The following is a 13730-nucleotide window of genomic DNA, read 5'->3' as shown; positions in this document are numbered from 1 at the left end:
TTATAATTTTAAATTAACAATTAATAATTAGGTATATTGAACTTGTGAAATCAATATGTTATAATTTCATTGGAAAGATAATCTATTGGTGAAAAAATTCACCAATTAAAATAAAGGGAGGTTTTGTATAATGTCAAAAGAAAATCTAAACCCATTAGAAAGTGCTCAGTTACAAGTTAAACACGCTTGTGATGCATTAGGTCTAGAACCGGCAGTATATGAATTACTTAAAGAACCACAAAGAATTATTGAGATTTCAATTCCTGTTAAAATGGATGATGGCTCAGTAAAAGTATTTAAAGGATATAGATCATCACATAATACAGCTATAGGACCTGCTAAAGGTGGAATTAGATTCCATCCAGGGGTTAACCCAGATGAAGTTAAGGCTTTATCAATTTGGATGACTTTTAAATGTGGAGTTATGGGAGTTCCTTATGGTGGAGGTAAAGGTGGAATAACTGTTGATCCTCTTCAATTATCACAAGGAGAGTTAGAAAGATTATCTAGAGGATATGTACAAGGTCTTCACAAATATTTAGGAGAAAAAATAGATGTTCCAGCTCCAGACGTAGGATCTAACGGACAAGTAATGGCTTGGATGGTAGATGAATACATTAAATTAAACAACGATAACATGAATATAGGAGTACTTACTGGAAAACCAGTTGCATGGGGTGGATCTGAAGGAAGAAACGAAGCAACAGGATTTGGAGTTGCAGTTATAGCTAGAGAAGCAGCTAGAGAATTAGGTATAGATATGGCTAAATCAACAGTTGCTATCCAAGGATTCGGAAATGTTGGTAGATATACAGTTAAAAATGTTCAAAGACAAGGTGCTAAAATTGTTGCAATAGCTGAGTGGGCACCATCTGTTGGAACTTATGCATTATATAATGAAGATGGATTAGATTTCTATGAAATGGAAGCTTATTTCAATGAGCATAGAAATTTAGTAGATTATCCAAAGGCAAAAATGATTTCCTTAGATGAGTTCTGGAGTCTTGAAGTAGATATGCTGATTCCAGCTGCTTTAGAAAATGCTATTACAGAAGATGTAGCAAAAATAGTAAAAACTAAGTTAATCTGTGAAGCTGCTAATGGACCTATTACTCCAGGTGCAGACGTTATCTTAAAAGAAAGAGGAATTACAGTTACTCCAGACATATTAACAAATGCTGGTGGAGTTACAGTTTCTTACTTTGAATGGGCACAAAATCTTCAAGGATACTACTGGTCAGAGAAAGAAGTAGAAGAGAAACAAGAAATTGAAATGGTTAAAGCGTTTAACGAAATATGGAAACTTAAAAATGAATATAATGTAACAATAAGAGAAGCAGCTTATATGATTTCAGTTAAGAAAGTTGCTGAAGTAATGAAGTTAAGAGGATGGTACTAATACCATACAATAAAAAACTGGCCTAGGCCAGTTTTTTTATTGCAAAAAAGGGTAGAATAAAATTGAATTAACAGTATTTTACTTAAAAGGAGAAATGATATGAAATATAATTTAATTGAAGAACAAGGAAAAATAATAATTAAAGATGTAAAAAACTTTGATCCTAAACATATATTTGAATGTGGTCAAGCTTTTAGATGGTATGTAGAGGAGGATAATTCCTATACAACAATTGCCTACGGAAAAGTATTAAATGTAAAAAAAGATGGAAATGATATAATTCTATCTGACACCAATATGGAGGATTTTAACAACATTTGGTATAGGTATTTTGATTTAGAAAGGGATTATGATGAGATAAAGAAACAATTATCTAAAGACCCTATATTAGCTGATGCCATAAACTTTGGAGAAGGATTAAGAATTCTCAATCAGGAGCCTTTTGAAATGGTAATATCCTTTATAACATCAGCCAATAATCAAATACCAAGAATAAAAAAATCTATAGAATTAATGTCAAAAAATTATGGTGAAAAAATAGATGAAAAATATTATAGTTTTCCAACACCACAAAGTTTATCAAAGGTAAATCCAGAAGATTTAAAGGAAATATGTAAAGTAGGATTTAGAGGAGAAAGGATAGTAGAAACAGCAAAGATTATAGCTAAAGGAGAATTAAATTTAAACAGCATATTTAATTTAAATAGAGATGAAGGAAAAGAACTTTTAATGACTTTACCTGGAGTAGGACCAAAGGTAAGTGATTGTATATTGTTATTTGCTTTTAATAAAGATGAGGCTTTTCCAGTAGATGTGTGGGTTAAAAGGGTAATGGAATATTTTTATTTAAAGGAAGAAACCAATGTAAAACATATAGGGGAACATGGTGCTAGAATATTTGGCAGCCTTGCAGGATTTGCACAGCAATATCTATTCTATTATGCTAGGGAATTGGGAATAGGAAAGTAATTGTAAATTATTTGTAATTTTTCCATTATATAATAGTGATATACTTTATTTAAATAATAGGAAGTTAGAGGAAGAAAGATGGTTAAAATAAAAACAAATAAACCTAACTATATAATTAAAACCAAATATGGAGTTATTGTAATATCATTTTTAATAATATTAACATTATTTTTTCCTCATGATACAGTAGAACTTCTTATAAAAATAAATGAAAAAGTTAAGGACTTTGCCGTAGGAAATATAAATGGAGATAATAAGGAATATTTAGTTGTACTTACAGGAAGCAGGAGAAGGAAATTTGGAGAAGAAGTAATTATATATTCCATAGAAGATAGAAAAGAAATATATAGGGAGGATTACTCAGCCTATAATCCATGGAAAATAGTCATAGGAGATATAGATGGAGATGGTAAAGAAGAAATATCCATAGGAGTATATAAAACATCACCCCTTCATCCTGTAATGGCTAAAAGACCATTTATATATTCCTTTGAGGGGAATAAGCTGGAGCCAAAATGGAGAGGTTCTAGATTATCCAAACCTTTTTTAGACTATGTGTTTTTTGATATAGATGAAGATGGAGTAGATGAAATAGTAGCCATAGAAATATTAGCAGATAATAGAAAAGTAATCAATACATATAAATGGAAAGGGTTTGGATTTGAAGTATATTTGGAAACAGAAGGCTATGAAGATATAAGTGACCTAATTACAAAAGATAACCAGTTGTTTATTAAGATTAAGGAACAGAGAAAAAGCCATAAAGCTTTAATAAAAATAGTAGAAAATCGTATAAAAGTAGAAAGGGAGGATTAGAGTGAAGAGAAGAACCATGTATTCAATAGTTGCTTTGATTTTAGTTCTGTCTATTATAATGACTGGATGTGTTGGTAAAGAGGTGCATAATCCTTTAGAAGTAAATAATCCTTTAAAGGAAAATGAACAGAATGAAAGTGAGAAAAGGGAAATTGATATTGAAATAAATCAGGGATTGATAAATATAGAAGTTCCCTATGAACCTAGAACCATTGAAGCCTTAGTAGAGCCATATAAGACTAATGAGAATATGACTAATGTTTTAAATTCTGAGAAATTTGGAAGTTTTTCTAAAGAGCAATTAGAATTATTGGCTAAGAATAATTTTGTGGTAAATCCTACTAAAGAAGAGCAGTTATTTTATATTTATGAGAATAATGAATATCTAGAAATACCATCTTTTATTACTACTGATTCAGTATTACAAGTATATCACATATTCTATGACTATACTTTGAGAACATTGGAAAGTGATAAGCTATTAGCTTTAGTTGAAGAAATGACAAATAGTATGTTGAATAATTCTATTAAATTATATAATGACTTAACAAATAAGGAGTTAAAAGAAATTCAGCTTAAAAATATTGCATATTTTGCTACTGCACAGATTGCTTTAGAAAAGAATTTACCAAATAATATTCCTGTGGTATCAAAGGAAATGGCAGAGGCTGAATGGAATTTAATTAAAAATAGTAGTGGTTTTTCTCAGTCAAATATATTCCCATACAAACTAGATTATAGCCAATATACTATAAGGGGGCATTATACAAGGTCCAAAGATTTAGAAAGGTATTTTAGGGCTATGATGTGGTATGGGCAAGCTCCATTTCCATTGTATTTTGAAGAGGCAGATAAAGGTATAGAACAAAGAAATATAGAACAAACCCTACAGGCTCTCTTAATTACTTGTAGTCTATACTCAGATGAGGAAAGCTATACTAAATGGGAAAATATATATGAGCCAACTAATTTCTTTGTGGGAAGTTCTGATGATTTAAACATATATCAATATGGAGAAGTACTTACAAAAGTATATGGAAAGCATTTTGATATAAACGAATTAAATAATAAGAAGAAACTAGAGAAATTCTATAAAGAAGCTGATAAACTACCAGAACCACAGATAAAGGCTAAATATACATCTGAATCTACTCCAACAGGCAAACAATTTAGACTCATGGGACAAAGGTATGTAATAGATGCAGAAATAATGCAGGAATTGGTAGAACCCTTTGCCAGACCAATAGCATCGGGACTTGATGTAATGGGAGTATTAGGGTCAGAAAGAGCTAAAGTAATTCAATTGACTAAGGAGGAGAATCAACAGTGGAAAGATTATCCTGTTATATTTCAAAATTTAAAAGAAAAGTTCAACAGACTATCAGATAAGTCTTGGAGAGCCAATATGTATCAAGGATGGTTATGGGTATTAAAAGGATTTTTAGAGCCTTTTGGTGAAGGTTATCCATCTTTTATGACCAATGAAGCTTGGAATGATAAAGATTTAAACACAGCATTGGGGTCTTGGTCAGAACTTAAACATGATACAATTCTATATGGAAAACAAATAGGGGCAGAATGTGGTGATGGATATGAAGAGAATATTCCAAAAGGATATGTGGAACCTAATATAGAAGTGTATGAAAAACTTCTTTGGCTTACAAAGTTTTCAAGGAAAAATTTATCTGCAAGGGGACTTACTGTAGAAAGTATTCATATGAAAATGGAGAAATTTGAGGATATATTAGAATTTCTAATTAATTGTTCTATTAAAGAGCTTAGAAATGAAAGCTTAACTATAGAAGAATATGAACGTATCAATATTTTTGGCGGAATTTTAGAGGATTTAACTGCTTCATTTGCAGGGGATTATATGCGTTGGTTTGAGATAACTTCTGAAACAGATAAGAACATGGCAGTTATTGCTGATTTTCAAACTTTAGCACCCAATAAATATAGTGATGGTGGATATGTAGAAGCAGGAGTAGGTCCTGCCTACGAAATATATGTGGTTGTACCTATAGATGGCAATCTATATCTTACAAGGGGAGCTATATTTAGTTATCATGAATTTATATCTGGAGAGAGGCTAACAGATGAAAAATGGCAGGAAATGATTAAGGAAAATAATCAGCCACCTATGCCACAGTGGACAAATTCCTTTATAAGAGAGGGAAAAGGAGAAATACCTTATCCCAATGGGAGTGAATAAATGAGTAAAGGGTGCAGAATTTAAGAGGTGACAAAATGTATAAAATTTTTGTTATAGAAGATGATGAAAAAATTTTAAATCTTATTAAGGATAGATTAGAAAGATATAATTATATAGTGACTACAGTTAAGGATTATTCCAATATAAAAGGAGAATTTATAATTGAGAATCCACATATAGTCCTGTTGGATATAAATTTACCTAATTATGATGGCTTCTTTTGGTGCAGAGAATTGAGAAGTATATCTAAGGTTCCTATAATATTTATTTCAGCTAGGTTTTCAGATATGGATCAAGTAATGGCAATAGAAAATGGTGGGGATGATTATATCATAAAACCCTTTTCCTTTGATTTATTATTGGCAAAAATAAAAGGAGCAATAAGAAGAACATATGGTGAATATGCAGAGAACAATACAAAGGATATATATGAAGTAGACGGAGTATATTTATATAAAAATCAAAGTATAGTTGAATGGACAGGGAAAAAGATAGAGTTAAGTAAAAAGGAATTTAGTCTTCTGTATATTCTTATATCCAATATAAATGAAATAGTATCTCGTGAAATACTATTAGAAGAATTATGGGATGATGTTGAGTTTGTAGATGATAATACCTTATCAGTAAATATTGCTAGGCTAAGAAAACGCTTAGAGGATATAGGAATATATGATACAATTCAGACCAAAAGAGGCCAAGGTTATTCCATGATAAAAACTTGGGATTAGGTGATAAAATGAGATTTAGAGATTATTTGAAAGATAGATTATTTTATATTATTATATATTTCCTTAGTAATTTTCTAGCTATAATCATAATGATGCTTGATTTAATAATTAGAAAGGAAAGGTTTCATACAGCAAATATAATATATGCTTTTGTTTTATCAACTATATTCTTGACAGTTTTTCTATCTATTGATTTTGGGAGAAAAAGAAAGTTTTATAATTTAATCAGTAATAAATTGGATAATGATGTTGAATTAACTGATGTATTCAATATTCCAGATAAAATAAGCAGAGAGTATGATTTATTTAAAGAGGTCTTAATCAGCAATTATCTTAAATATATAAGTACATTGGAAAAGCATAAAAAGTCTTCTGAAACACAAAATTATTTTAATAATAGATGGATTCATCAGATGAAAACTCCAGTATCGGTTATTAAGCTTATTTTGGAAGATGAAAGGGATAGGGATATTGATGAATATACTAGAAAAAATTATGAAAGTATTGGAGAGGAAGTAGAAAAGCTATCTCATGGTCTAGAAATGGCATTATATACACTTAGGGTCAGCAATTTTGAACTGGACTTTAAAGTAGAAGATGTTAGTTTATTTGAAATCCTTAGAAGTATTATAAATGAAAATAAAAATGCCTTTATAGCAAATTCTATTTATCCTAAAATAATTTCAAAGGAAGACAAAATAGTTAAAAGCGATAAAAAATGGATTAAATTTGTAATCAGTCAAATACTATCTAATAGTATTAAATATTCGAAGGTTAAGGATAGTAATAATAAGGTAATAGATATAGAAGTCTATGATGAAAATAATAAAACCGTACTTCTAATTGAAGATAGGGGAGTAGGTATACCTAAGCAGGATTTAGATAGGGTGTTTGATCCTTTTTTCACTGGGAAGAATGGCAGGAAATATCTTGAATCTACAGGAATGGGATTGTACCTTGTGAAGGATGTATGTGATAAACTAGGTCATGGAGTATCCATAGAATCCATTGAAGGAGAGGGTACAAAATCAAGTATTATTTTTTACCACGGCAAGAGTATTTATGACCTAACACAGTGAACGGAGTGAGTAAATAGATTTGAGTTGGGAAACTGTGGAAAATGACCTAACCTAACAATATTGTAAGATAATATCTCCATTTGAAAGGGAAATCGATAGAAAGATTTCCCTTAAATTATTATGATATATATAGAAATACAAATCAGGAGGTAATGAAATGGCAGTATTACAAACTAAAGATTTATCTAAAATATATGGAAGCAAAGGCAAAGGAATATCAGTAAAGGCGTTAGATAATTTTAACATGAATATAAAAGAAGGAGAATTTGTGGGAATAATGGGGCCTTCAGGTAGTGGAAAGACTACATTATTAAATATCCTTGCTACAATAGACTCTCCATCATCAGGAGAAATCAATATAAATGGAGAAGATCCATACAGGCTAAAAGAAGATAAATTGACTATATTTAGAAGAAGAAATTTGGGTTTTATATTTCAAGATTTTAATCTATTAGACACATTGTCAGTAAAAGAAAATATAATTCTTCCTTTAGTTTTAGAAGGACTATTAAAAAAAGAAATAGAAAAGAAATTAGATGAAATATCATCCATATTAAATATTAAGGATATTTTAGATAAAAGAACCTACGAAATATCAGGAGGACAGCAGCAAAGGACTGCTTGTGCAAGGGCATTAATCAATAATCCAGCTATTATTCTAGCAGATGAACCCACAGGGAACTTAGATTCTAAGGCATCCTTTGATTTAATGAGTTCTTTAGAGAAAATTAATGAAAAGAGAAAGGCAACCATAGTAATGGTAACTCATGATGCCTTTGCAGCTAGTTTTTGTAGGAGAATAATAATGATAAAGGATGGAAAATTTTTCACTGAAATAGTTAAGGATTCTAACAGACAAATATTTTTTAAAGAAATATTAGATGCCTTATCTCTTTTAGGAGGTGGGTATAATGAAAATATCTAATATGGCCCTTAGCAATGTTAAAGGAAATCTATATAGATATGTAATGTATTATTTAAGTAATGCGTTTGCTGTTACAGCATTTTTTATATTTGCTAATTTTGTATTTCATCCATCTTTAAATTATAAGAATATAGGTGGACATCCAGTGGCACAAATGGGAGTAATTAATAGTATGATAGCTTGTCAAGTTATTATAGTAATATTTTCCGTGTTATTTGTAGGATATTCTACCTCCATATTTTTGAAGTCTAGAGGTAAGGAGTTTGGACTACTTTCTTTATATGGAATGACAAGAAAACAAATAAGGAAATATGTATTTATAGAAAATACTATAATAACGGTTTTGTCCATAGTAACTGGTATATTTTCAGGATTAGCTTTTTCTAAATTATTTCTTATGGTTATGGAAGCATTTATGGATATTAGTCTTCCATTTAATATATCCTTTAAGGCTTTAGGGCTTACTATTTTAGTGTTTTTTATTTTGTTTGAAATAGTAAGTATTTTAATGCTTTTCAAAATAAAGAATAAAGAAATAATACAACAGATTAAAAGCAATAGGATACCTAAGGAAATACCAAACTTTTCAAGAAAGAAGTCGATTCTAGGTGTTAGTTTATTGGTCTTAGGATATGGTATAGCTTGGATTGTAGAGGGCAATTTTGTACCTTTGGCTATGCTTCCAGTTATATTTATAGTTGTAGCTGGTACCTATTTTACATTTACTCAATTTAGCATAGCTGTGGCTAATAAAATTTTAAAAAATGAAAATATCCTTTATAAAAAGGTTAATATGATATCCTATTCTCAAATGATATTCAAATTACAGGATACAGCTAAGGTGTTATTTGCAGCAGCTATTTTAGGTGCAATTACCTTTACTGCCACAGAAACAATATATTCATTTTTTACAGAAATCTCAAGTATATCAGGTATTGATACACCAGAGGATATTGGAATAATACAAAGAGGAGAAACATTGAAGGATAATCAGAGCATAGATAAAGTAAAAGAAATTCTAAACAAATATGATTTAAAAATAAATGAGTTTCATACAGTTAAAAATATAAAGATTAAAAATGAATCCAAAAAAATCAATGATAATATTAGGGAAGAAATTTTACTTATATCTAATGAGGATTATAATAAACTGGCGGTTTATCAAGGAAAGGATGAAATTACAGTAAAAGAGAATGAGGTAGTATATAATTTTCCTTACGAGACAATTGGCTATGATGGTAAACCAGAAAAAATTAAGAGGTATCCTTTAGAAACAGCACAATTAAAACTAAAGGACAAAGTAAAAGAATATAAGGTAAATGGAGAATTACATGATAGTGTAATGTCTTTAAATAAATTAGGATATTTTGATGCGTTTATATTAAATGACAAAGACTATGCAAACTGGCTGGAGATAGTAGGAGATGAGGATGTAGTTATATACAATGGAATAAAATTAGATAAATGGAAGAATTCCTTTGATGCTTCAGTTGAAATAAAGGAGATGCTAGAAAGTAAATACCAATACAACTATTATGCCAAAGCAATTCCATATAAAAGTATTAGAAATAATTTTGGACTTACATTATTCATAGGATTTTTCATAGCCTTTTTATTCTTTATAGCTTCAGGCAGTATAATATATTTTAAATTATTCAATGAAGTAAAACAGGATAAATTAGAATACGATATACTTAGAAAAATTGGAACAACGGAGAAGGAGATAAATAAGATAATAACTAAGCAAATAGGAACTATATTCTTTTTACCCTTTGTGGTTAGTACTACACATTCTTTATTTGCATTGAAATCCCTTTCTAATTTACTTCAAAAGAATCTTTTTACAAATGGGATTATTGTTGCATTGGGTTATTTAATGTTTCAGATGATTTATTTTATTATAGTAAGGACAATGTATATAAGAAAAGTAAAATATAATTAAAAAATAGAGTAAAAATGGAATTCTTTAAAAGGATTCCATTTTTTAATAGAAATTATCTTTAAAATGGTGTATTCTATTAAAATATAGTGAAAATAGAATAATAACTATTCATTATTAGTTATTCACTGTATTTAAGGAGGTAGATTAATTATGCTAGGAACAATAGTAAATACTGTAGCAATTATAATAGGATCATTATTAGGTATAGGTATAAAAAAAGGAATTAAAGATGATTATAAGAATACAATAATGGATGGGATAGGTCTTGCAGTAATGGTTATTGGCATAATGGGAGGAATTAAATCTGAAAATATTATTTTAGTTATAGGAAGTATTGTAGTAGGAGGTATAGTAGGTGAAATAGTTGGAATAGAAAACAAACTAGACAATCTAGGAAATTTCTTACAAAGTAAATTTAGGGGTAAGGATAGTAATTTTTCTAAAGGGTTTGTAACTGCTTCTTTAGTATATTGCGTGGGAGCTATGGCAATAGTTGGTTCTCTTGAATCTGGTATACAAAGTAATCATGAAACATTATTTGCGAAATCAATTCTGGATGGTATTTCAGCTATAATATTTGCTTCAACTTTAGGAATTGGAGTAGCTTTTTCAAGTATTCCAGTGTTTATTTATCAAGGCAGTATTACTTTATTAGCTAATTCTGTAAAAGGTTTATTGACTCCGCAAGTAGTAAATGAAATGTCAGCAGTTGGTGGGCTACTTATTATGGCAATAGGGATAAATATACTAGGAATTAAAAAAATAAAGGTAGGAAACATGCTTCCGTCAGTTTTTATTCCTATTATTTACTATATATTAGTAAACTTGGTTAATTTAATAAGATAATAAGAGTAAATCAAAGAAAAAGAAAGAAAAATGGGTAAAGAGGTATATTTTAGCAAATGATGAATTAATACAGTCAAATTTAAGACTTGATTCCATCAATTCATTTAAGTAACATATATATTGTAAACATTAGCACTCAATAACAATGAGTGCTAATAAAAAGAAAAAAATTACTATTAACATAGGGAGGTAGTTAATTATGAACCTAAGACCACTAGGTGATAGAATTGTAATTAAGAAGGTTGAAGTAGAGGAAAAAACAAAATCAGGTATAGTTTTACCAAGTTCTGCTAAGGAACAACCACAAATGGCTGAAGTAGTTGCAATCGGTGCAGATATTACAAATGATGAAAAGAAGAAAGATCAAATTAAAGCAGGAGACAAAGTAATATTTTCAAAATATGCAGGAACTGAAATAAAAGTAGATGGTGAAGAATTAACTATATTAAAATTATCTGACATATTAGCAATAGTAGAATAAACCAGTGGATAACTAATAGTGAAGAGTGAAAAGTGAATAGTTAAAAAGACATAATAAAATGAAGAATATCTTATTTAATAGTTTCAAGTTTACTTGAAACAACCACAACTATGCACTATTAATTATTAGTTATTCACTAAAAAAACTATTAACTGAATTTAAAAAGGAGTGGATATAAATGGCTAAGGAAATTATGTTTGGAGAAGATGCACGTCGTGCAATGGAAAGAGGAATAAACCAATTAGCTGATACTGTAAAAGTTACGTTGGGACCTAAAGGTAGAAATGTTGTATTAGATAAAAAATTTGGTGCACCACTTATTACAAATGATGGTGTAACTATTGCTCGTGAAATCGAATTAGAAGATAAGTATGAAAATATGGGTGCTCAACTTGTTAAAGAGGTAGCTACAAAAACTAATGATGTGGCAGGAGATGGAACAACAACGGCTACTTTACTTGCTCAAGCAATTATTAGAGAAGGACTTAAAAACGTAGCTGCAGGTGCAAACCCAATGATTCTTCAAAAAGGAATTAGGTCTGCTGTAAATACTGCAGTAGAAGAAATCAAAAGATTCTCTAAGACTGTTGACTCCAAAGAAGCTATAGCTCAACTTGCATCAATTTCAGCAGGAGATGAAGAAATCGGTAAATTAATAGCTGAAGCTATGGAAAAGGTAGGTAAAGATGGAGTAATCACTGTAGAAGAATCAAGATCCATGGGAACAACTTTAGATGTAGTAGAAGGTATGCAGTTTGATAGAGGATATGTATCTGCTTATATGGTAACAGATACTGAAAAAATGATAGCGGAATATGATAATCCATATATTTTAATCACAGATAAGAAGATTACAAATATCCAAGAAATTCTTCCTATTCTTGAAGAAATAGTACAAATGAGTAAACCACTAATAATCATTGCTGAAGATATTGAAGGAGAAGCAATGGCTACATTAGTAGTTAACAAATTAAGAGGAACATTCAACTGTATTGCTGTTAAGGCACCTGGTTTTGGTGATAGAAGAAAAGAAATGTTACAAGATATAGCTATATTAACAGGTGGAACAGTAATATCAGAAGAATTAGGATATGATTTGAAAGAAGCTACTGTTGATATGTTAGGTAGAGCAGCGAAGGTTAAGGTAGATAAAGAAACAACTGTAATAGTTAATGGAGAAGGGGACCAAGAAGAAATTAAAAATAGAGTTAAACAAATCAAGGCTCAACTTGAAGAAACAGATTCAGAATTCGATGCTGAAAAACTTCAAGAAAGATTAGCTAAATTATCAGGAGGAGTAGCAGTAATCCAAGTAGGTGCTGCAACTGAAACTGAACTTAAAGAAAGAAAACTTAGAATAGAAGATGCTCTAGCTGCAACTCGTGCAGGAGTTGAAGAGGGTATGGTTCCTGGTGGTGGAACAGTGTTAATAGATGCAATACCAGCTGTTGCTAAATTACTTGAAACTACAAATGGAGATGAAAAAACAGGAGTTAGTATAATAGTTCGTGCATTAGAAGAACCAGTTAGACAAATAGCAACTAATGCAGGATTAGAAGGTTCTGTTATTGTAGAAAAAGTTAAAGCAGAAGCTGTAGGTACTGGATTCGATGCTTTAAATGAAAAATATGTAGATATGATTCAAACAGGTATAGCAGACCCAACTAAGGTAACTAGATCAGCTCTACAAAATGCAGCATCTGTAGCAGCAATGGTACTTACTACAGAAAGTGCAGTAGTAGATGTAGAAAAAGAAGACCCAATGGCAGCCATGGCAGGAATGGGTGGCATGGGTGGTATGGGCGGTATGATGTAGTAAGCCCCAAATCTATTACATTTACTAGATCTGAAACAAGATGGAATTGATTTATTACGATTTTGTTGCCCAAATATAAATATTAGAGGCTACTCATAAGTTTAGAGAACTTATGTGAAGCCTCTTTTATAATATCGTAAATAATTAAATTGCAGAAAGATGCTCTAAAAACCTATTATAAATAATTATAAGTGTATATAATAGATTGATGCAGAGCCAATAATTTGAATATAATATTGACAGTACAAGTATTGTTGTATATACTTGTTGATAGGATAAGGGAGTAATTAGCACAATAAAATTTGTGTAATAAAGTCAACATACTGATAAAATTTATCTGGCTTTATTTTAAATAATGAGACTTGTCTGCAGAAAAAGACTGCAGACAAGTCTTTTTTTATTTAATAGGAAAGTCCTACTTTTCCTATTAAATAAAAAAAAGGCAGCCCAGGAATCTTGAGCATGCCAATAAAGCCTAAGATTGTTAGACTATTTTCTGTACTCGTAATGAACACCA

11 protein-coding genes are annotated in these 13730 nt (G+C 30.1%); all 11 read left to right on the top strand.

The features are described 5' to 3' along the window. Positions 1 to 130: 130 nt before the first annotated feature. Entirely contained in the window at positions 131 to 1399 is a 1269-nt protein-coding gene (locus FYJ83_RS16430) for a Glu/Leu/Phe/Val family dehydrogenase (RefSeq protein WP_154442405.1), read from the top strand. Positions 1400 to 1498: 99 nt separating this feature from the next. Further along, on the top strand, positions 1499 to 2368 hold the full coding sequence (locus tag FYJ83_RS16425) for a DNA-3-methyladenine glycosylase family protein (RefSeq protein ID WP_154442403.1): 870 nt from the start codon (positions 1499 to 1501) through the stop codon (positions 2366 to 2368). Between the two features lie 78 nt (positions 2369 to 2446). Beyond that, positions 2447 to 3184, top strand: a complete 738-nt coding sequence (locus FYJ83_RS16420; RefSeq protein ID WP_154442401.1) for a hypothetical protein — start codon at positions 2447 to 2449, stop codon at positions 3182 to 3184. Position 3185: 1 nt separating this feature from the next. Beyond that, positions 3186 to 5396, top strand: a complete 2211-nt coding sequence (locus FYJ83_RS16415; RefSeq protein WP_154442399.1) for a DUF3160 domain-containing protein — start codon at positions 3186 to 3188, stop codon at positions 5394 to 5396. Positions 5397 to 5431: 35 nt separating this feature from the next. Beyond that, positions 5432 to 6124 carry a response regulator transcription factor gene (locus tag FYJ83_RS16410; RefSeq protein ID WP_154442397.1) on the top strand — a complete coding sequence of 231 codons (693 nt, stop codon included), beginning with the start codon at positions 5432 to 5434 and terminating at the stop codon, positions 6122 to 6124. An 8-nt stretch (positions 6125 to 6132) separates the two neighbouring features. After that, a complete protein-coding gene (locus tag FYJ83_RS16405) occupies positions 6133 to 7203 on the top strand; it encodes a sensor histidine kinase (protein WP_154442395.1) in 1071 nt (356 codons plus the stop codon). 157 nt (positions 7204 to 7360) lie between these two features. Beyond that, on the top strand, positions 7361 to 8128 hold the full coding sequence (locus FYJ83_RS16400) for an ABC transporter ATP-binding protein (protein WP_154442393.1): 768 nt from the start codon (positions 7361 to 7363) through the stop codon (positions 8126 to 8128). Continuing rightward, on the top strand, positions 8115 to 10070 hold the full coding sequence (locus FYJ83_RS16395; protein ID WP_154442391.1) for an ABC transporter permease: 1956 nt from the start codon (positions 8115 to 8117) through the stop codon (positions 10068 to 10070). Before FYJ83_RS16400 ends, FYJ83_RS16395 begins: the two co-directional genes overlap by 14 nt. A 150-nt stretch (positions 10071 to 10220) precedes the next feature. Then, positions 10221 to 10916, top strand: a complete 696-nt coding sequence (locus FYJ83_RS16390; RefSeq protein ID WP_154442389.1) for a DUF554 domain-containing protein — start codon at positions 10221 to 10223, stop codon at positions 10914 to 10916. A gap of 199 nt (positions 10917 to 11115) precedes the next feature. After that, positions 11116 to 11397, top strand: coding sequence for a co-chaperone GroES (locus FYJ83_RS16385; RefSeq protein WP_154442387.1), 282 nt, complete (start codon positions 11116 to 11118; stop codon positions 11395 to 11397). A 178-nt stretch (positions 11398 to 11575) separates the two neighbouring features. Continuing rightward, on the top strand, positions 11576 to 13213 hold the full coding sequence (groL, locus tag FYJ83_RS16380; RefSeq protein ID WP_154442385.1) for a chaperonin GroEL: 1638 nt from the start codon (positions 11576 to 11578) through the stop codon (positions 13211 to 13213). The last annotated feature ends 517 nt before the right edge of the window (positions 13214 to 13730 follow it).

It is taken from the genome of Tissierella pigra, assembly GCF_009695605.1.
Classification (GTDB): domain Bacteria; phylum Bacillota; class Clostridia; order Tissierellales; family Tissierellaceae; genus Tissierella; species Tissierella pigra.
This window is presented reverse-complemented; position numbering and strand designations above follow the sequence as displayed.

Bases quoted from the DNA above. Each gene is read 5' to 3' on its own strand.
- FYJ83_RS16430 (WP_154442405.1), top strand. From the start codon at position 131: ATGTCAAAAGAAAATCTAAACCCATTAGAAAGTGCTCAGTTACAAGTT.
- groL (WP_154442385.1), top strand. From the start codon at position 11,576: ATGGCTAAGGAAATTATGTTTGGAGAAGATGCACGTCGTGCAATGGAA.
- FYJ83_RS16420 (WP_154442401.1), top strand. From the start codon at position 2,447: ATGGTTAAAATAAAAACAAATAAACCTAACTATATAATTAAAACCAAA.
- FYJ83_RS16405 (WP_154442395.1), top strand. From the start codon at position 6,133: ATGAGATTTAGAGATTATTTGAAAGATAGATTATTTTATATTATTATA.
- FYJ83_RS16385 (WP_154442387.1), top strand. From the start codon at position 11,116: ATGAACCTAAGACCACTAGGTGATAGAATTGTAATTAAGAAGGTTGAA.
- FYJ83_RS16400 (WP_154442393.1), top strand. From the start codon at position 7,361: ATGGCAGTATTACAAACTAAAGATTTATCTAAAATATATGGAAGCAAA.
- FYJ83_RS16425 (WP_154442403.1), top strand. From the start codon at position 1,499: ATGAAATATAATTTAATTGAAGAACAAGGAAAAATAATAATTAAAGAT.
- FYJ83_RS16410 (WP_154442397.1), top strand. From the start codon at position 5,432: ATGTATAAAATTTTTGTTATAGAAGATGATGAAAAAATTTTAAATCTT.
- FYJ83_RS16390 (WP_154442389.1), top strand. From the start codon at position 10,221: ATGCTAGGAACAATAGTAAATACTGTAGCAATTATAATAGGATCATTA.
- FYJ83_RS16395 (WP_154442391.1), top strand. From the start codon at position 8,115: ATGAAAATATCTAATATGGCCCTTAGCAATGTTAAAGGAAATCTATAT.